This is a genomic window from Mesorhizobium sp. M2A.F.Ca.ET.042.01.1.1 (genome assembly GCF_003997405.1).
Classification (GTDB): domain Bacteria; phylum Pseudomonadota; class Alphaproteobacteria; order Rhizobiales; family Rhizobiaceae; genus Mesorhizobium.
In genome coordinates this window covers 1-20,160 of the sequence record NZ_RZRX01000105.1, presented here as the reverse complement: position 1 = coordinate 20,160, position 20,160 = coordinate 1, and the positions used below count along the sequence as shown (strand labels likewise).

General features: G+C 61.9%; 15 protein-coding genes. 2 read left to right on the top strand and 13 right to left on the bottom strand.

Translation table 11 applies throughout. From position 1 onward, the window contains the following. Nucleotides 1-355 (top strand): polysaccharide deacetylase family protein (locus EOA23_RS17505; RefSeq protein WP_145966434.1); only part of this gene is annotated, 355 nt, incomplete at its 5' end. 56 nt (nt 356-411) lie between these two features. Here the strand turns inward: EOA23_RS17505 and EOA23_RS17500 are convergent. The 5 genes from EOA23_RS17500 to EOA23_RS17480 all read right to left on the bottom strand — a co-directional run bounded on the left by EOA23_RS17500 (nt 412) and on the right by EOA23_RS17480 (nt 7,608). Then, nucleotides 412-1,092, bottom strand: coding sequence for a redoxin domain-containing protein (locus EOA23_RS17500; RefSeq protein ID WP_127305048.1), 681 nt, complete (start codon nt 1,090-1,092; stop codon nt 412-414). A 19-nt stretch (nt 1,093-1,111) separates the two neighbouring features. Beyond that, nucleotides 1,112-4,411, bottom strand: a complete 3,300-nt coding sequence (locus tag EOA23_RS17495) for an adenylate/guanylate cyclase domain-containing protein (RefSeq protein WP_189341629.1) — start codon at nt 4,409-4,411, stop codon at nt 1,112-1,114. Nucleotides 4,412-4,650: 239 nt separating this feature from the next. Beyond that, complete coding sequence (locus EOA23_RS17490; RefSeq protein WP_127305047.1) at nt 4,651-6,036, bottom strand: hypothetical protein; 1,386 nt, start codon at nt 6,034-6,036, stop codon at nt 4,651-4,653. 50 nt (nt 6,037-6,086) lie between these two features. Further along, nucleotides 6,087-6,758, bottom strand: a complete 672-nt coding sequence (locus tag EOA23_RS17485; RefSeq protein WP_245474229.1) for a GNAT family N-acetyltransferase — start codon at nt 6,756-6,758, stop codon at nt 6,087-6,089. A gap of 25 nt (nt 6,759-6,783) precedes the next feature. Then, nucleotides 6,784-7,608 carry a hypothetical protein gene (locus tag EOA23_RS17480; protein WP_127305046.1) on the bottom strand — a complete coding sequence of 275 codons (825 nt, stop codon included), beginning with the start codon at nt 7,606-7,608 and terminating at the stop codon, nt 6,784-6,786. Between the two features lie 203 nt (nt 7,609-7,811). Between EOA23_RS17480 and EOA23_RS17475 the strand changes: the two genes are divergently transcribed. Then, on the top strand, nt 7,812-9,230 hold the full coding sequence (locus tag EOA23_RS17475) for an adenylate/guanylate cyclase domain-containing protein (RefSeq protein ID WP_127305045.1): 1,419 nt from the start codon (nt 7,812-7,814) through the stop codon (nt 9,228-9,230). A 15-nt stretch (nt 9,231-9,245) separates the two neighbouring features. Here EOA23_RS17475 and EOA23_RS17470 read toward each other — a convergent pair whose 3' ends face one another. The 8 genes from EOA23_RS17470 to EOA23_RS17435 all read right to left on the bottom strand — a co-directional run. After that, the gene (locus EOA23_RS17470; RefSeq protein WP_127305044.1) at nt 9,246-9,725 is read right to left on the bottom strand and encodes a class I SAM-dependent methyltransferase; all 480 of its coding nucleotides are present in this window, start codon (nt 9,723-9,725) and stop codon (nt 9,246-9,248) included. Nucleotides 9,726-9,932: 207 nt separating this feature from the next. Further along, nucleotides 9,933-11,114 carry an ABC transporter permease gene (locus tag EOA23_RS17465; protein ID WP_042639160.1) on the bottom strand — a complete coding sequence of 394 codons (1,182 nt, stop codon included), beginning with the start codon at nt 11,112-11,114 and terminating at the stop codon, nt 9,933-9,935. Next, nucleotides 11,111-12,109 (bottom strand): ABC transporter permease, encoded by a 999-nt coding sequence (locus EOA23_RS17460; protein WP_042639159.1) that lies wholly within the window; start codon nt 12,107-12,109, stop codon nt 11,111-11,113. Before EOA23_RS17460 ends, EOA23_RS17465 begins: the two co-directional genes overlap by 4 nt. A 2-nt stretch (nt 12,110-12,111) precedes the next feature. Further along, nucleotides 12,112-14,010 carry an ABC transporter substrate-binding protein gene (locus EOA23_RS17455; protein ID WP_127305043.1) on the bottom strand — a complete coding sequence of 633 codons (1,899 nt, stop codon included), beginning with the start codon at nt 14,008-14,010 and terminating at the stop codon, nt 12,112-12,114. Then, nucleotides 14,007-15,902, bottom strand: a complete 1,896-nt coding sequence (locus tag EOA23_RS17450) for an ABC transporter ATP-binding protein (protein ID WP_127305042.1) — start codon at nt 15,900-15,902, stop codon at nt 14,007-14,009. Before EOA23_RS17450 ends, EOA23_RS17455 begins: the two co-directional genes overlap by 4 nt. A gap of 147 nt (nt 15,903-16,049) precedes the next feature. Beyond that, nucleotides 16,050-17,390 carry an adenylate/guanylate cyclase domain-containing protein gene (locus EOA23_RS17445; RefSeq protein WP_127305041.1) on the bottom strand — a complete coding sequence of 447 codons (1,341 nt, stop codon included), beginning with the start codon at nt 17,388-17,390 and terminating at the stop codon, nt 16,050-16,052. 265 nt (nt 17,391-17,655) lie between these two features. Beyond that, nucleotides 17,656-18,999, bottom strand: a complete 1,344-nt coding sequence (locus EOA23_RS17440) for a nucleotide sugar dehydrogenase (protein ID WP_127305040.1) — start codon at nt 18,997-18,999, stop codon at nt 17,656-17,658. A 113-nt stretch (nt 19,000-19,112) separates the two neighbouring features. Then, nucleotides 19,113-20,160, bottom strand: a 1,048-nt coding sequence (locus tag EOA23_RS17435; RefSeq protein WP_145966433.1) for a DUF3095 domain-containing protein, incomplete at its 5' end; no start/stop codon positions are given.

Below are 20,160 nucleotides of genomic sequence, written 5' to 3'. Positions count from 1 at the left end.
TGCCAAGACGGTGCGACGCCCCGCCGGCGAAGGTGCGTTCTTCGGAAGCCATCTGGCGACACATCGCGCTATCGACGGTCTGTCGACCTCTGACTTGGCCGCCGAGCTCCTGCGCTCTCGTATGTTCGTCGAACGGTGGACCGGTCGGACAACCTCGGCGTTCGCGGCACCCTACTCCGTCACCGACCGACGGCTTGGCCGGTTGGCCAGAGAGTGCGGCTATCGGATCGGCTTCGGCGGCAGACACGGGCCGGCGCACCTCGACTGCGATCCCATCGATCTTCCGCGCATCGAGATTCGCGGGGATCGCTCGCTCGATGACTTTGTTGCCATTCTCGAGGCCGCGCTCGAATGAACAAATTGCTTCCGCTTTTTTGTTTGGTGTCCCGCCCGACTACCTCGTTCGCAAGCCTATTGGGCGACTTGGGACACGGCTGACATCAGCTCCCGCGGGCTTGGCGCCGCGAACATGTATCGCCCACCCTCCGGAACTTCCGTGAAGCTCCAGCGGACGATCCCCTGCCGGTCCAGTAGGAACTGGCCGATCAGTTGTCCGTGTCCCGTCGCCATCATCTGCTGGTCGGCGTCGGTCACTTCGTAGTGGTCCCTCTTGTCGAGGAATTCGCTGGCCGTAAAAGGATCCATGGGACCGGGCAACTCGCCTGGTATGTCGACCCGCATATCCTTTGCCGCTGCCATCGAGACCTTGTACGGCCAGTTCGTCTCGTCTTGGGTGAATTCGAGATTGGGCAGTCCAAAGGCACGATGCGAAGCGCGTTCAGGGTCGGAGGCCGCAAGCAGATTCGGCATCGGGTGGTAACGGAAATAGAGTCGCGCCCGCTCGATCGGCGTGTTGACCACCGTCAGGCTCCCCACGCCCTTTTCGCGCAGCTCCGGATCAAGCCGCGCCTGGGCGGCGATATGGCGCCGGCAGAACGCGCAATGCAGACCTCGAAACAGGCCGACCAGCACCGGTTTTTGTCCGCGAAAGTCGTCAAGCGCAATCTTGCCATCCTGGGTGATGGCGTCGAGCACCACGTTCGGCGCACGGTCGCCCGGTTGAAGCGGTATCAAGTCAATGCGCGCTGACATTTCCAACCTCCCACCCCGGCTAGTCGAGAAAAGGCAGCACCACAAGCCCTTCCGGGTCGAGCCCGTGCTGGGCGCATATACCCTGCGCCAGGGAAAAGTAGCGTTCGGCCTCGGCCAGATTGTCGACGTCGAGATTGAGCGTTGCGAGACCATCATAGCACGGAAACAGCAGTTGCGGTTCGCCCGTTTCGCGAGCTACGTCCAGCGCTTCGTGGAATAAGCCAATCGCGAGTTCCGGACGGCCGTTGCACTGGTGGATTTGCCCAAGCACGATCAACGGCACCGACAGGTGCTCGCGCTGGTCGAGCGCCCGGTCGATCTCGATGGCCTTCTCGGCAGCGGGCACGCCCTCCGTCGGACAGCGATCCGTGAAGGTACAACAGGCGACCGCCAGATTGGCGAGGAGGCGCGCCTGAAAACCCAAATCACCAATATGGCGCGCCACCTCAAGACCACGCCGGCAGACCTCTATCGCCTTTGTCGGGTCGATGGTCGTGTAAAGCACGCCAAGATTGGTGTAGCCGCGGCAAGCCGTGCCCAGCAGGCCGGCGGCTTCGGCCAATTCGATGCTACGCTCGACCTGGCCAACGGCTTCGCGGTCTCGTCCAAGGCGTGCCAACGCGACAGCCTTGGTATTGAGCGCCTCGGCAGTCACAAGCGTGGCATCACGCCCAATCTCGGAGACATGTTCGGTTGTCAGCGTGCGTACGCAATCCAGCGCCGCGTCCGCCCATTTTGCCGCGAGAGCGTTGTCTCCGCTACGGAACGCCTGTCGGCCACGTTCTTGCCAGAGATGCGCCTGCTCGACCGGGGCATCGGCGCCATCGAGCAGCGCTGCCGCTTCGGCGTAGCGCGATTCGGCGTTGTCCCGCTTGCCGACGTCCCAGAGCAGCCGACCGATCTTGCGCAAAACCCGCGCCGAAGCGACACGATCGGCCGACGCGCGATATGCCTGCAGCACTGTCTCGTAGTGCTGGTGCGCGACGTCGCGGCGGCCTGCCGGGCCGCTCAAGTCGGCAATGCGCTCTGCGATTGCCAGTTTGAGCGGTGTTTGCCCGGTCGCGCCCAACGCAGTCAGTGCTCGCTCGTAGAAACGAAGGGCGTCGTCGTTGGCATATATCATGCGGGCGCGATCGCCTGCCGCCTGCAGGTAATGCGCGCCCCTCTCCCGCTCGACGCTCTGTGCGAAATGATGACCGAGCGCGGTCAAATCCTCGAGCCGTTCCGGCTTGTCGCCGCACAGTTGCTGCAAGGCAGCACCGACCCGCCCGTGGATTTCGGTGCGGCGTTGCAGGAGCAGGTTCTGGTAGATCACGTCCTGCAGCAACGTTTGCGTAAAGCGGTAGCTTTGGGACGAGACCGAGCCTGATCCGGCAACTTCCTCGATGATTTCCGCATCGCAAAGCAGCTCGCAGCCGGCTTCCAGGCGGCCGGGGTCGGCCGTCACGGCTTTCAGAAGTGCGGCGTCGAAGCGCGGGCCGATTACTGCGGCTTCCTGCGCAAACCGGCGCACCTCCTGGGGCAGCCGATCGACGCGGGCAAGCAACATTGCTTGGATAGTGGCGGGAATGCCGGTTGCGATTTCGCCTGCCACAGTCCGCCATCGCTGGCCCTCGCGCACCAGGACACCGCGATCGATAAGGCCCCGCACGATCTCCTCTACAAAAAGCGGATTGCCGCCGGCGCGCTCGAGGATCTGGTCGACAAGGCTGCCTGTGGAGCTTACCCAGCTCTCGCCGAAAAGCGCCGCCAGCAGTGCGCGTCCCTCATCACTGTTGAGCGGCGATAGCCTGAGCGCTGTGTGGCTGACCCGACTTGAGTCGAGCTGGTCGTTGTCCGGCGCCGGACGATGCGTGACCAGCAACATCAACCGCGTGCGTTCCAACCTGTCCATCACGAAACGCAGTGCCTCGAGCGACGCGGCGTCGGCCCAGTGGAGGTCTTCGACGACGATCAACAGCGGCGATAAAGCAAGCCGCCGTTCGATGATTGTGCGGACCGCGTAGAGAATTTGCCGACGCAACTGCTCGGGCTCGACATGCTGCAGGGTGGCATCGGGGTCGCCAAGGCCAAGCACATGGTAAAGCAGAGGCATCAGCCGCTGCGCCTCCTCGCCCTGCAGGCCAAGATCGGCGAGCAAGCCTGCAAGCTTGCCCCGCATTTCCTCCCCATTGTCGTTTTGCATCATCCCGGCGGCGCTGCGCACCACCGCGCCCAAGGCGCCAAATGATTGTTCCCCCAGCGGTGAGCACGTCGCCTGCCGCACGGCGACGTTGCGAAAACGATCCTCGTCGCCGACGCGGGCGACGAACTCCTTCACCAGCCGCGATTTCCCGATACCGGCTTCTCCGACAAGGCGGACAAGTTGGGCCGAGCCGCCGCACGCCTGGTCAAGGCTCGCCAGCATTCTATTGAGCTCCGCACCGCGGCCTATCATCGGCGCGCTGAGGCCGAGCGCCTCGAGCCCACGCGCTGCACGCGGCGTCGCAAGCGGTGCATCCAGTCGATGGACGAGCACGCTGCCGGCCTTGCCGCGAAGCGCGACATCGCCCAGCGACTCATATGAGAACGCATGCCGGGTCAGCCTGTGAGTGAGCTCGCCGACCAGCACCTCGCCCGGTGCGGCCAGCGATTGCAGGCGTTGCGCCGTATTCACCGTGTCGCCGGTCACCGAATAGGATTTGGCGGTGCCGATGCCCAATCCGCCGGTGACGACCGGACCAGTGTTTATGCCGATATGAAGCAACAGAGGCGAGCCGGAGTGGGAGGTGCTTTCGCCGAGCCGCGCCGTCCGGGCGATCATGTCGAGAGCGGCACGAAGCGCACGCTCCGGATCGTCCTCATGCGCGACCGGCGCACCGAACAAAGCGAGCAGCGCATCGCCGATGAATTTGTCGACGAAACCACCAAAGTTTCGCACGGCCGCCGTCAATTCCTTGAACAAGTCGTTCTGCAGCGCTTGCATGACCTCTGGGTCGAGCTGCTCGCTGAGTGTCGTGAAGCCGCAAAGGTCGGCGAACAGGACCGTCACCGTCCGGCGATCGGCGTCAGAGACGGGATGCAGCCCATCTTCGCTTTCGATGTTCGCCAGCAGCGACGGAGTTCGCGAAGGCGGCACAATGGCCCGGCTTGGCGCCGGAGCAGGCCGTTCGACGGCTTTTGCCGGTGCACCGACGCTTGTCCCGCATTTCGGACAGAACTCGAAATCAGGTGCGCACAGGTAGCCGCAACTGGCGCATGGCACGGGCTGGCGCCTCCCGCACTTCGGACAGAAAGCGAAACCGCCCTCAACCTCGAAACCACAGCCCGCGCAGTCCATCGGGCAAGACCTCACTGGGCGCCGTGACGGGCATGATCTTGCCACGTACTTCACGGCCAGGGTATTCACACAAGGATGAACCGATCGCCGTCGATCGGCAAGCGGCAGCGCAAATGGGCATGGAGCGACCAGTATGGGTTCAAGGAAGCAGCCGGATCGGAGGCCAAGCTCACCGATAGGTCGCCGTCGGTTGGCGTTGCGCACCAGAAAATCAACATGAATAGGGCCTGAAGCAAGGCTCAGGTCGCCTTGATCTCCGCCCGGCCGATCTTGCGCCATCGGGAGTCTTCGCGGACCAGTTTCAGGTCGTCGGTCGTCTCGGCAAGTGTCCGCAAACTATATTGCCGGAGCAGTTCCGGGAAGAGCGCCCCTTCCGGCAGGCCGGCAAGCTGCTCGCGGACCGATATCTTTTCATCGATGACCCGCATGCCCCAGGCATTTTCGCGCACCTGCAGCTCCGCAGCCAGATCGCGCTCTTCCGGCACGTTTTCGTCCAGCGCGGCCAGCAGGATCGAGTGGAAAAGCGCTACGTAGCCAATCTGTCTCAGGCCGCCCACGGCCCGCACGCGCGGCAATATGGCAAGGACGAGGAACATCAGGAACAGGTTCGGCAGCAGCACGCCGTCCAGCAGCGCCTGCCTGAGATGCGGCCGCTCGAACGGGATGGAAAGACCATGCGGCCTGTCAGGTTCGATCAGGTGTCCGTTCTCGAGGGCGAGCTTGCGCACGCGCTGCTCGCGGATGCCCCAGAAATAGTCCGTCGCATTGGGCAGGAATCTGCCAAACGGGCCCGATGCGGCCTCTTGCAACGCATGGTCGAGACGCTGGCGCCTTGCCGGCTCCATGAGCAGCCTGGAAAGAAGGCTGCCGTCATCGCCCAGGTGCCGCGCCACGGCAGTCGCGGCGAGCCGATCGTCGATGAAGACCGGCAGAGCCGTGCGGGAACGGTCCCAAGCGGCGACCAGATCCTCGTTGAGGGCTGTTAGCGCATCGGCGGCGGTTCCAAACACCTTGTCCTGGCTGGCAAGCAGTGTGCCCCGCCAGCGGCTGCCATCCGTTTCATCGCCAACCGCTTCGAGCACGCGCTTGTTGAGGGAGACAGGACCGGCCACGCAGACGCTCTTGCGGCACAGTTTGTGGCGCCCCAAGCCAAACAGGTTGACCTTGTCGTCGCCGAGATCAAGCCATCCCGGCCCCTCCCTGCCGACTGTCTCCATGGTCATCGTCGCTCCCATAAAGCCGAAGAAGGCCGACTGGCCGCTTTCGACCGCGCCAAGCCAGGCAAGCAGGATTGCATCGAATGTGATCCGGTCCATCAGAAGCAGGCAGTGAAGGCCTGACTGGATCACCGGTCTGTTCTCGAATTCATCGAGGGTCCTTCCGATCTCGTCGGGCTGCATGATCGCACCAAGGCGTTGACGTAGTACCTCGCGCAGGATAGAGCGGGCGGCGATCGCCGGGCCCGATACAGGCCTTGCCACAGGCCGCCACAGATGGCGGGCGTAATCGGAAACCGGTGCATTCCAGTTCTGCTCGATGTCGCGCACGACTTCAGGGCAGAGCAGCGACAGCACAGCCAGAATTTCCACCGGAGGCGTAGGGGTTGGATCGAAGACGGCGGTCATTGATCCCGTCTAGCCGCATGTGGTGCAAACGCCAAGGGAAACAGCGAATCTTAGAACCGCAGTCGGGCCATGCTCAGGAGGTCGTGGTACTGCCCGTCAGTAAAGCCGGCCTTCACGTGCCGACCTTCGACCTCGAAGCCGTGGCTTGTGTAGAGACGGATGGCCGGTTCGTTGTCGGCATAGACGGTCAATTCGACCCGCTTCAGGGCCCGCCAGTTATCGGCCACGTCGAGCAGAGCGCCGAGTATGGCAGAGCCGATCCCCTTGCCGACAAAGGCATCGTCAAGGCCGATATTGATCTCGCCGACATGCGAGCGGCGCGAACCCTGCACGACAAGGTTGCCATGGCCGACGACCTTGCCTTCCAGCTCCGCCACGATCCAGGTGGTTTCCTGGCCGGACTTGGCAATGCGCCGCTCCACCTGCTCCACCCTCTCGAAAGGCATCCTGAGAGTGCCCTGGCGGAAGCCCGGCATGTTGAAGATAGCGCAAAGCGCCTCCGCATCGCTTGGCCGGACGGCTCGGAGCTGCGGTTCGATTTTCTCGGAGGACGGCGAGGTCGTGCTGGTCATAGCGTTCCCGGCTAGAGCAATTCTAGGAGAAGTGTAAGCGGTTTCCGCCCGGAATTGGGTCAGAACAAAGAGATAGAGCAGTTCGCCGGTTCCTTTGAAACGGTGAAATGCTCTAAGGTGATCGGCCCGGCACGATGCACCGGACGTCACCCGAAAATCCAGTCGCCTCCATAATCTAGGATGCCGATTGCGAGCCAAAATACCGGGAGGCGGCGTAGAGTTTGAAGACGCCGCTGAGACCGATCCAGACGAAAAGGGCGAGCCAGCATAATGTCTTTGTTGCCGTCCAGTCGATCCGGTGCACCGCAGCGTCGGTGATGACCAGGCCAAGGATGGCAAGCAGGCCAACCAGCAGCTGCGCCAGGCCGAGCACCAGCAGTTCCTCGCGCGGAGCGTTTTTCCAGAGGAGATACACGCCGCCGGCGCCGGCGAGGAAGATTGCGCTGTAGACCTGGGCGTGGAAGGGATCGACCGGCCATGGCCAGCTGCTGCTGACCACCCGGGGGAACAGCAACATGCCGACGCCGTATAGCCCAAGGATCGCCGTTTCCGCTGACATGTAGCCGCGCCATGCGGGGGCTAAGGCCACGCCTTTTGCCCAAGGACGGGCCCTGGCCCGCCACAGGAACAGCCCGGATACCGCGGCCGAGGCAAGATAGACCAGGAACCAGAGCCAGGCCGATTTTCGTTCGAAGTTGAAATAGCCGAGATTGATGAACGAAGCCGCCGACACGATGACGGTGAAGATGAAGGCCATGACGAGCACCAGCCTGCCGGGCGACCAGCGATTCCAGAACAAGAGCGCCGCCATCACGGCCATTTCGGCGGTGTAGAAGCCGCCGAGGAAGCGGGCGCTGAACGGCGTGACGGGCCAGGGCCAGCGCGGCTTGACCAGCGCGGGCGCGAAAAACAGGCCGGCGCCCACGATCAGGACGATGATCACAGCCGCGGAGAAAAGGCGAAGAGCCCCTGGAAACGGCGGATTGTCGGATTTCGGCATGGGAAAGAGCCCCAAAGATCGATGCCCATGCGCCATCATAGTGCCGCTTGGAGTCGGAGAAAATCCGTCAAATGGAAATCGACCGTCGCCGTGTTTGTCTATTCGAATTGGCCGTACGGTCCGTTTCGAAGTAAAATGCGTCATTCGGACCAAGCGCGGTCCGGTCAACGCGCCCCCGGGGCGCATTTTCCGGAGCCTTTACGATGAACGAAGCTCAGGATCTGTTCTCGCTTCTGCGGCAATCGAGCGATGTCGATCCGGTGGCGATCGACGCGATCAAGCGAACCATCGCGGAGGGCGATGACCGCGAGCTGTGCCGCATCAATGTGCCAGCCTTCGCCAGCAAGCATGGTCTCGACGAGGAGCGCGCCATAGGCGCCTTTCTCCACGCGGCCCGGGTGGGCATCTTCGACGTCTCCTGGAATGTCCTGTGCCCCGGCTGCGGCGGCGTGCTCGACACCAACGCCACGCTGAAAACCGTGCAGAAGGACGAATATACATGCGCGCTTTGCGCCTCGGGCTATTCGCCGACCCTCGACGAGATGGTCGAGGTGACATTCACCGTCAGTCCCCGCATTCGCAGGATTGCCGCCCACAATCCACACGAACTGCCGGCAATTGAGTATTTCCGCCAGATCTACTGGGCGTCCGGCGTCGATCTGCCGGAGGGGGACGACTTTGCGAAAACGATGGAAGAGATCTCGCTGGAGGACATCGAACTCGCGCCCGGTGAGAAGGCGGTCCTAACCGTACAGCTTCCGCCCGAATTCATCATCGTCTTCGAGCCGGTAACTCATTCGGTGCAGTTCATCGACGTGAAGGGCGAACCGACGAAGGAGCGCCGAAGCCTCTCTTTGGTCTTCGACCGCGACCATGTCCAGAGCCAGACGCTGGAGATGCAGCCCGGGCCGTTGCGCATTTCGCTGGAGAACAGGACCGACACACGCGTGCTGCCGACGGTCTTCATCGCCGGCCAGGGCTTGCACGATCTGCTGGGCAGGCGCCGGCCCTTCCTCACAGCCAAGCGCCTGCTGACCAATCAGACGTTCCGCGATCTCTATCGCACGGATACGCTCGACATCAACCAGCGCCTGAAGATCACCAGCCTGACCTTCCTGTTCACCGACTTGCGCGGATCGACCGCGCTTTACGAGCGGGTGGGCGATCTTTCGGCCTTCGATCTCGTGCGCGCGCATTTCCAGGTTCTGCACGAGATCGTCGCGGCGGAGGCTGGCGCGGTGGTGAAGACGATCGGCGATGCGGTGATGGCGACCTTCGCGACGCCTGATCGTGCGATTGCCGCGGCCCTCAGAATGCGCGATGCCATGCGTGCGCTCAACGAGGAGAGCGGGCGCGAGGATCTGCTGCTCAAGATCGGAATCCATTCCGGCCCCTGCATTGCCGTGTCCATGAACGAGCGACAGGACTATTTCGGCCAGACGGTCAACATTGCTTCGCGGGTCCAGAATCTTGCCAACGCACAGGCGATCTTCGCCACTCGTGCGGTGGTCGACGACAATCTCACCGCCGATCTGCTGCGCAGGAAAGCGCTGAAGCCGGAGCCCCACGAGGTCTCGCTGCGCGGCATTGAGCGGGAGATTGCTGTCTATACGATCCCCTGAAGACTTCTCGACCTCTCACAGCCGCCTATAGATAAAATAACGATCGGCGGGCACCGAAGGCGGCGCCGGGAGGCGTCGCAAGTGAGGGTGATTGAGCGGCGTGCCGCTGACGGCGATGCCGCCGACGCGAAGCAGGCGCGCAGTCAGGTCGGGAAGCCAGGTAGCGGTCACGGCGTCGCGATCTTCATAGCCGGTGCCGATGTCGGCATGAACAAGAGCGGCGTCGATGCCAATGAACCTGATCGCCGTCTCGCGTATTTCGCCGAGTACGAGGTTTTCGGCTTCGGGAATTGAGCTGGCGTGAGCGGCCAGTGCGCGGTCGAACGCCACGATCCGGCGTCCGGGCAGGCGCTCGCGCAGATGATGAAACGTCCGGCCATTGCCGAGGCCGAGCTCGAGGACGGGGCCCTCGATGGTCGCCACCTGCGCGCAGACTTGATCGAGAATGTCGCGCTGCGCGGTCAGCCTGCGGATGAAACTCTCGAGGCGACTCATTGCATTTGTGTCCTGAACCAGCTCAAGAGATCGGCAATGCCCGGCACCGGAACGGTTCGCGGGAGAAACCCGAAGCGATGTATTAAACCCCGATCGAGCCTCGCGGCATATAGAGGCGAACGATGAACACTGCAACAAACGAACAGGCTGCCGACAAGGATCATACCAGGCAGAGCCGACGGCCCGGCGCGCAGCGGAATAACGATGTCACTTGTAGGGGTCCGCGGCGTCCCGCAGGCCGTCGCCGAGGAAGTTGAACGCCAGGATGACGAGAATGACGGGGAGGATCGGCAAAAGCAGCCATGGATAGAACGCGATCACGCTGACGCTGCGCGCCTCGGTGAGCAGGATGCCCCAGCTGGTTATCGGCGCCCGCAGGCCGAGCCCGAGGAAGCTCAGCGCCGTCTCGCCCAGGATCATGCCGGGGATGGAAATCGTCGCCGTAGCGATCAGATGCGACATGAAGCCGGGAATGAGGTGCCGGCGGATAATGCGGCTGCTGCTGGCGCCCATCAATTGCGCGGCCAGAACGTAATCCTCCTCACGCAAGGCTAGAAGCTTTGAACGCACGGCCCGCGCCAGCCCGGTCCAGTGGAGCAGCCCGAGGATTACGGTGATGCCGAAATAGATCAGGATCGGACTCCAGGTTATCGGCATGATTGCCGCCAGAGCCAGCCACAGCGGAATGCTGGGGATCGATTGCAGAACCTCGATTATCCGCTGAACGATCAGGTCGAAGATACCGCCATGATAGCCGGCCAGCCCCCCGATGACGATGCCAAGGAGGAAGCTGAAACCGATTCCGACGAGGCCGATCGTCAGTGAAATGCGTGCGCCATAGATAATGCGCGAGAGCACATCGCGCCCCAGCCTGTCAGTGCCGGCCAGAAAGAGCTGGCCGTTCTCGGCAGGGCAGACAAGATGCCTGTCACCTTCGATCAGGCCCCAGAACCGGTAACTGTCGCCCTTGCAGAAGAAACGGATCCGCTGAACATCATCCTGCTTGTCCATATAGTTCCGCTTGAGCGTGTCCATATCCAGCGTCATCTGGCGGCCGTAGACGAACGGTCCGACGAACTGGCCGTTGTGGAACAGGTGCACCTGCTGCGGCGGCGAATAGATGTAGTCCATGTTGCGCGTGTGCAGATTGTAGGGCGCCAGGAACTCGCAGATCAGTATCCCGAGATAAAGCGCTGCCAGGAATATGCCGGATATTAGGGCAAGCCGGTGCCGCCGGAATTTCCACCACATCAGCCGCAACTGCGAGGCCTGAAAGACCTTCGACTGCTCCGGCGTCATCGCCTCGACCGACTGCAGGTCAAAGGGCGCAATGGAAACGTAGTGTTGCAGTGGAGCACCCGGAGCGGGCAGCGGCGATTGCGTGTTCATTTGGTGCTGCCGCCCTGCAAACGAATTCGCGGATCAAGCAGCGCCAGCGCGAGGTCGGAAATCAGGACGCCGATGACCGTCAGGAAGGCGAGGAACATCAGGAATGACCCCGCCAGATACATGTCCTGGCTTTGCAGCGCCTTGATCAGCATCGGCCCGGTCGTTTCCAAAGACAGCACGATCGCCGTGATTTCGGCGCCGGAAATGATGGCCGGCAGGATCGAGCCGATGTCCGAAATGAAGAAATTGAGCGCCATGCGCAGCGGATATTTGACCAGCGCCTTGAAGGGATGAAGGCCTTTGGCGCGCGCGGTCACCACATATTGCTTGTGCAGCTCGTCGAGAAGATTGGCGCGCAGCCGCCGGATCATGCTTGCCGTGCCCCCGGTGCCGATGATCAAGACCGGGATCCAGAGATGGGCGAGGATCGATTTCGCCTTGGCCCAGCTCATCGGCTCGCCGAGATATTGCGGGTCCATGAGATGGCCGATGGACGTGCCGAACCAGATGTTGGCGAAATACATCAGGATCAGCGCCAGCATGAAATTCGGAATGGCAAGGCCGAGAAGACCGAAGAAAGTCAGGCCGTAGTCGCCCCAGCTGTATTGATGGGTGGCTGAGTACATGCCGATCGGAAAGGCGATGAGCCAGGTGAAGATGATCGTGACGAAGGAAACCAAAATGGTCAGCCACATTCGGTCACCGATGACATCGCGAACCGGCAGCTCATATTCGAAGGAATAGCCGAAATCGCCGTGCAGCATTCCGCCGACCCAGTAGAAGTAGCGAATGACCGGCGGCTTGTCGAAACCATACTCCTTGCGCATCATCTGGATGCGATCGGAATCCACCGCTTCGCCCTGAGCCCGAAGCTCTGCAACATAGCTGTCGAAATAGTCGCCCGGGGGAAGTTCGATGATCGTGAACACCAGCGCCGATATGATCAGCAGCGTTGGAACCATCACAGCAATGCGCCAGACAATATATCGAAGCACGCTCAGGACTCTCCAAGCCAGAATGTGTCCGGCATATAGACACCGAAATAGGCGGTCGGATCGTAGCCGTAGAGCGCCTTGTCAGGCAGATTGCGCAGCCTCGAGGACGCCAGAACCGGCTGATGCGTTCCGTTCACTGTGCCGATCGAAAACACCTGATCGGTGTAGATCGACAGCATTGAATTCCAGATTTCGGCGCGCTCCGCGGCTTCGGTCGAGACGTTCCAGCGCTTGAGCAAAGCCATCAACTCGACCACAGGCGGAAGATCGGGCGCCTCGCCGACCGTGCCATGGGACAGGTAGTGAGCACCCCAGAGCGGCCATTGCAGCTGGTCGTCCATGGTGGGGGCCAACTGGGACGGGTTCATGTCGGCGGTCGGCACACCATTGTCGATGCCTGACCAAATCGACATCATGATCTCGCCACCTAGCGCGCGGCTGCGGAAGATGTCTCGCTGCGAAGTCCGGACGAACAGGGCGATGCCGACCTGCCGCCAGTGATCGGTGATGAGTTCGAGCGCGTCCGTTTCCAGCGTGCTTTCGCCGGCCGTTTCCACGATGACCTGCGCCGGGCGTCCATCGGGGAGGATCCGCAGACCGTCATCGTCGCGCGCCTTAAGCCCGACCTCGTCGAGCAGCGCATTGGCCTTGTCGGGATCATGGGCAACCCAGGCTTTCGCGAATTCCGGCCGGTAGAGCGGGCTCTCCGGCAGGACCGTATCGGCACTTTCCTGCGCCAATCCGTAGAACACCGCCAAATTGATCTCGCGCCTGTCCACTGCGAGCGAAAGCGCGCGGCGCACGCGCACGTCGCGAAGAAGGCCACGCCACACCGGGTCGGCACAATTGAGGTTGGGCAGGAGCGCCAGCCGCGAACCCTGTGTGCGTTTCCAGAGATGCATCTTCACCGGGTAGCGCTTCTCCGCATCCTTCAGGAAGGAGTAATCGGCAAAGTCAATTCCCATGCATTGCAGGTCGCTCTCGCCGGCACCGGTCTTGGCGGAAATGATTGCCGATGAGCTGACATTCATGACCACCCGGTCAACATAGGGCAGCTGCCGGCCATTCTCGTCTATTCGATGAAAGTACGGGTTCCGCTCGAAGACGAACTGCTCGGCCGGCGGCTTGGTCCGGTTCTGCCAGGGATCGAGCGTCGGCAGTTCCGGGTTCTCCGGGCGATACTGGCGCGACATGCGGATATGCAGGAGCGTCCATTTCTTGGCCCTGTTCTCCTCCATCAGGCCGGCGAGCCGGAATGGATCCTGGTATTTCTTGTGGAACTGCTTGAGATAGGTGGCCGGCAGAACAAGCGATAGCGGCGAAGCGGCAGCGAGCTTGGGCAGGAAGTCTGGATTAGGTGCATCCCAGCTATAGCGGACCGTCAACGGATCGACGATCTCGAAGCGTGGCGGCTTGCCTTCCACCAGCAGGGTCGGGGGGAGCCCGCCTTGCGTAAGCTCATCGTTCAGCCAGACATCTTCCCAGCAATAGCGAAAATCCTCCGGCGTCAGCAGGCTGCCGTTAGACCATTTATGTCCTTCCCGTATCTTGAAAGTGAAGACGCGATCATCCGCCACGTCGAAACTTTCGAGAATGTCGGGTTGCAGGTTGAGCTTTTCGTCATAGCCGACCAGGCGAGCATATCCGTAGATGGTCATCATCCGGATATCTTTCTGGCTGCCGATGATCGTGCGTAGCGTGCCGCCATATTGGCCGGGCTGCCGGCCCATCGCAGCGAGGTTCACCACGCGCGGGCTCTTGGGTAAGCGTTTGGCGAGTGCCGGCAGCGCCAGGGCCTTCAGCAGCGGCTGAAGAAATTCCGGCTCCAGATCGCCGGCGCGCAACGTGCTCGGCACAAATGCCGAAGCCATGAGCCCAAGGACGGTGCGCCGGCTGATCAATGGCGTAGCTCGCTGACATCGGCCGAACGTCGGGCCAGCACGAGGTGGCCGCCGCCAAGATCGAGCGGCGACAACATATTCTCATCGCCCTCGTCACGGAATTGCGGTCCCCAGGCGCTGGTGTCAGACGCGCCGCTGAGCTTGAGCGTCTTGAAATCCATCGGCCTGTCGAGATCGGGGAAAGGTACCGCGGCGACCAGGGATCGCGTGTAGGGGTGGATCGGTTTCCTGAGCAGAATCTCGCGCGGCGCAAGCTCGACGATACGCCCGCCGCACATCACCGCGATGCGGTCTGCCATGTAATCCACCACTGCCAGGTTATGGGAAATGAACAGGTAGGTAAGGCCCAGCTCCTTCTGCAGGTCCTTCAGAAGGTTCAGGATCTGTGCCTGGACAGAGACATCGAGCGCCGAAACCGGCTCGTCGCAGATCAGCAGTTCAGGCCCCAGCGCCAACGCGCGCGCGATGCCGATACGCTGACGCTGCCCGCCTGAGAAACTGTGCGGGTAACGCTTGATGAAGCGCGGATCAAGCCCGATTGCCTGCATCAGGCTCTTGACCGTGGCTAACCGGGACGCGGCATTGCCGCGCTGATGGATTTCCAGCGGCTCGCTCAAGATATTCTCCACCGTCATGCGAGGTGAAAGCGACGAAACCGGATCTTGGAAGACCATCTGGATTTTCGCGCGCAGCATGTGCAGGGCGTCTCCCTCGCCTGCCAGGACGTCGATGGGTCCATCGCGGCCGTTGAAGATCACAGAACCACCGCTAGGGGTGACAGCCCGCATGAGGATCTTGCTGACGGTGGTTTTGCCGGAACCGCTTTCGCCGACCAGACCCAGGCATTCACCCCGCTTGATGTCGAAGCTCACGCCGTCGACGGCGCGAACAGAGGTTTGATGATCCCCACCGAACCATCCGGACTTGCGGATGGTGAAGGTCTTTGTCAGATCCCTGACCGACAGCAGGATATCGTCCGGCCCCTTCGATGCCGGCGCGGTCTGCTTGCCGAGCAGGTTTCCGACATTCACCGGCACCTCGCGCAGCGCCTTTAGCCTTTCGCCAGGCTTCAGGTCGAAATGCGGAACGGCTGCCATCAGGCCCTTAAGGTAAGGGTGGCCTGGCCGGCGGAATATCGCCTCGACGGGTCCCGCCTCCATGATCTCGCCATGGTACATGACCACCACCTCGTCGGCGACATTGGCGACCACGCCGAGGTCGTGCGTGATCAGCAGCATCGCCATGTTCAGCTTGGTCTGAAGCCCGCGCAGCAATTGCAGGATTTGCGCCTGGATGGTGACGTCCAACGCCGTCGTCGGCTCATCGGCGATCAACAGGGCGGGCCGGCAGATAAGCGCCATGGCGATCATGGCGCGCTGACGCAATCCTCCGGAAAGTTCGAAGGGATACATGTCATAGGCGCGCTTGGGATTGGGGAAGCCGACAAGGCTGAGCATTTCCTCGGTCCGCGCCTTGCGCTCCGCCCGAGCCATGGGCGTATGAATCTGCAGGGATTCGCTGACCTGGTTGCCGATCGTGTGCAGCGGCGACAGCGATGTCATCGGCTCCTGAAAGATTTTGCCGATGCGGCTGCCTCTCAACGCCCGGATTTCGGGCCCATCACGCGACATCTTGAGGATATCCTGCGTCGTGCCGGGCTTTTCAGGATCGGAAAACAGGATCCGGCCGCGAACGTGGGCTGTGTTCGGCAAAATGCCCATCACGGCCTGGCTGAGAACCGATTTTCCGGAACCGGACTCGCCCACAAGCGCGGTAACCTTACCGGGCAGGACGCGAAGATTTGCGCGCCTGACGGCATGCAACGGCCCCCCCATGATGGCAAAAGAGATGCCAACGTCTTCGATCCGCAGCAGATCGACACCCGAACTCATTCTCACACCAGCCCCACTCTGGCACCTCTCCAGAAAGCGAGACTAGCGCATTGCCAGCGCAGAGCAACTTGGATTCGAAGCGGTCGCCAGTGGCGGAACCGACGACCGAACTGGCCACCAAAGGCGATCGGGCCAGATCGCCGCGGCTTACTGGAGCTTGCTCGGGTCGCCCGCCGCCAGCCGCGCGGCATCGCGATGAAGCAGCATGACCTGCTCGGCGTCCGATCTTCGGCCGTGAATCGGCTCCGGCGCACCTTCTTCATCGGGTGCGAGGGCTCCCGACAGATCGGGTGAAAGCACCGTCAGCTTCTGCTTGATGCCAGCCAGTTCCTCGTGGCCGAGCGTCAGCCAGTTGTTCGCGCCGCAATAGCCGGCGAAGTCTTTGCTGGCCAGAACGCTGTGCGGATATTTCTTGGTCAGGGTCTGGAGGCGCTGGACCTCGTTCACAGCTGAGCCGAAGACAGAGAATGTGAGCCGGTCGGTAAGCCCGACATTGCCGAACATCACATTGCCGACATGCAGGCCGATACCGAATTTGATGTCGGGCAACCCCTGCTCCTTTCGGCGCAGGTTGAGATCCATCATGCGCCCGCTGGCCTTGTGCGCGGCCGCAAGCGCAGCCTGGCAGGCGATCTCGGACTGCGAACGGTGCCTTTCGCAAGGGTAGACGGCAATGAAGCCATCACCGATGAAACTCATGATCTGCCCGCCGTTGCGATTGAAAGGTGCGGCAACGGCGTCGAAAAACTGGTTCAGCGTATCGATATAGACTTCGCGGCCGGAAGTTTCGGCAAGCCTCGACGACCCGCGCATATCTCCCATTACCAGTGCGGCCCGGATTGTATCGCCCTCGCCGCGCTTGATCTGGCCGTCAAGCACGCGCCTGCCAGCGTCGCCGCCGAGATAGGTGGTCATCATGTTGTCGGCGAGCTTGGTCAGCACCGCCATCTTGGTGGCGATAGCGAGATGGCTCTGGATGCGCAGCAGCGCCGAAATCATGCTGTCGCTGAAGCCCGCGGCGCTGTCGGTGGACCAAGACCCCATCATGCCCTGACTGGCGTTGCCGCTGAAGGGATGGACGAAAGCCATGTAGTCGGTGATGCCCATAAGCCGGAGGTCATCGAAAACAGGAAACTCCGACACCACCGACGGGTCGAGCCGGCGTCGCAGATGGTCGAGCTTATTGCTGAGCAGATGGTAGTATGGGCTGGTCAGGAATCTCTCAGACGGCACACCGGCCTCCTTGCGGAAGCCTTCCACTTCCATGCCCTGGCCGCGAACCCAGGTGAAGCCAAGCGCGTCATAAAGCGGGTGAAGCATCGAGAAGCTCAAATGCACCCGCTTCAGCGGCAGGCCGGCAGCAGCCAGCCGTTCGCAAAAGCCATTTACCAATGTTTCCAGATCGTTGCCCGCCAGCGCCGATTCGTTCAGCCAATCGGCAACCTTATCCATGAGAATGGTGGAAATTTCTGCGTACGATGTGCTCATGCTATCTCGAAACCCGTCGGAAGACGGAACCATTATCCTCTGATCTGTCATAACACAGTCCGTCAACGACCCAACGATAAGACACCGAAGTCAACAAGGCCGGCCTCGGCGGCAAAAGCGGCGAAGAATGTCCCGGATGACTATCCTTCCGGCCAAGGGGAAGGCGTAAATGCATCTGTGTTCCGTGGCGTTATGTGGCGAGGCAGCCGGCGGAGTGCAACCACGATCCTGACACCGCGCAAGAAATTCGCCGGCTCAGATGCCGTCAGGCCTTCACAATTGTCTCTCGGTCCAGCCCGAGGCGGCCAAAAACATTGCGCGTGTCGACGATCAGAGGGGCGTGATTAGCGATCGTCTGATAGTCGATCGCGTCGTGGTCGGTTGCAACGACGACAGCATCGAAATCCTTCAGGGCCGCCTCGGTCAATTCGACCGAGCGGCGCCCCTTGATCGCCATATGCTCTCGTGTGGTCGGTATCTCGGTAACATGCGGATCGTGGAATTCCGCCTTGCCGCCCCAATCCTCGATGAGTTCAATGAGCCGCAATGAAGGGCTTTCGCGGATATCGGGCACATTCTTCTTATAGGCGAGCCCGACGATGAGAATGTGCGAGCGGCTGAGCGCCTTGCCGCAGCGCCGGTCCAGCGCCTTCGCCAGTTCATCGACCACATGACGCGGCATGGCCGTGTTGATCTCTGCCGCCAGCTCGATGAAGCGGGTCGGCAGTTCGTATTCGCGCGCCTTCCACGTCAGGTAGAATGGGTCGATCGGAACGCAGTGCCCGCCAAGTCCGGGACCAGGATAGAACGGCATGTAGCCGAAGGGCTTGCTCTTTGCCGCCTCGATCACCTCCCAGATGTCGATGCCCATCGCACCGAGCACGACCTTCAACTCATTGACGAGAGCTATGTTGACCGAGCGGAAGATGTTTTCCGTCAGCTTGACCGCTTCGGCGGTCGCGGTGGTCGAAACCGGAACGACGGTCTTGACCACGCCATGGTAGAAAGCCTGCACGAGCGTCGCCGCTTCAATGCCGTCGCCTGCCACCACCTTGGGGATCGTCGCGACTTCAAAGCTGCGGTTGCCGGGATCTTCGCGTTCGGGCGAGAAGCCGAGGAAGAAGTCTATCTTCGACCGCAAGCCGGTTTCTTCCAGTATGGGCCTGATCACGTCGTCGGTGGTGCCGGGATAGGTGGTCGATTCGAGCACGACGAGCTGGCCGGGCCGCAGATGCTTGGCGATGGTGACTGCCGTGTTCCTGACAAAGGAGAGATCCGGCTCACGGTTTTTCGTCAGCGGTGTCGGAACGCAGATGATGACGACGTCGCAGACGGCCAGTTCGGTAAAATCCGCGGTGGCGCGGAACCGACCGCTCGCCACCTGGCCGGCAAGGGCTGTCGACGTCACCGCCTCGATGTAGGATTGGCCGTTGTTCAGGCTCTCGACCTTGTGGGCTTCGATATCGAAGCCCGAAACCGGGAAGCCGGCGCGTGCGACCGCAACCGCCAGCGGCAATCCGACATAGCCCAGTCCGATGACGCCGACTTGCGCGGCGCGCGTCGAAATCCGGTTTAGAAGACGGTCATATATCGATCGTGAGGCGTCCAAAAATCTGCTTTCCCGTCAATTCGGACAGGCTGTCCGTTCCATGGGGAGGCTCATTAGGCTCCAAGGACCATGGCCGAGGCATATTGCGGAAGATCGGTTTCCGCAAGCCGTCATCAAACCGGCACCTTCGACTTCAGGCTTGCGGCAGCCATCGCATAGCCGCCGGCAGCGCCATCGATGAAATGAAGGTGATCGCGCTGCAGCGGCGAAGCGACCAGGCATGTCATCAAGGCCGATTTCTGGCGGTGCAGGCCATAGCTGCAGATGCCCGCCTCTTCCGCCTTTTTCAGCCTGTTCTCGATCCGCTGCAAGACATCCGCGTCAACGTCGATGGTCATCTTCAAGCCGTCGTCGAACTTCCGGAAGTCCGAATTGCTGGCCACTTCACGTTTATAGACCTTCGGATCGAAACCGCCGATCGTCCAGCCACATCGATCGGTGACCGCCGTAAGCGTCATGAGGAACACAACCCACAGCTTCGTCAGCCACCGCCGTCCAGCCGGCCTGGTGGCCCGCGCCTCGAGATCGAGACCGGCGGGTAGTAAACTGTAGGCCGGCCCGTCCGCCGGTACGGGGTGGCCATCGCGCTCCTGCCTGCCGGCAAGGGCGATGATATCGGAAACCAGCAACTGAAAACCGCGCAAGTCGGGCGACGCCCGCGGTATGGCTATGATCGAGACGATTTCGCCATGCTGGGCTTCGATCGGGTTCCAGCGGCAGGAGAGGCCGGTCAGGTCCGGCCGCGTGCCGGCCGGCGCGGGATCGATGCGGTAGCGCCCCGCTTTCATCTCAGCTTCCGCCCAACTGCCACCGCCGCCGGCGAACATGGCGTAGAAGACCGCTTCGGAGGCTTGGAACCTCGCCACGCGGACGTCGAGGCCTTGCGCTCTGATATCCCTTGTCGGCACGATTGCGGCACGCAAGGTCAGGTCCAGTTCGTCCGCCACCCACCTCTGGACAGCGGCAAGCGCGTTGCGGACGATCTCGAGCGCCGAGCCGGGGAACGCCACGAGCGCGCCGTCGCCGCCAAAGACAAAGGGAAAATCTTGCCGGCCCAGCGCATTGAGCAGGGCCGAAATGACGCTGGCGCCGGCCATATTGACGGTTTTATAGCGCCCAGCCTCGATCGCCTTGGTCGAGCCGACGATGTCGGCGGTGGCC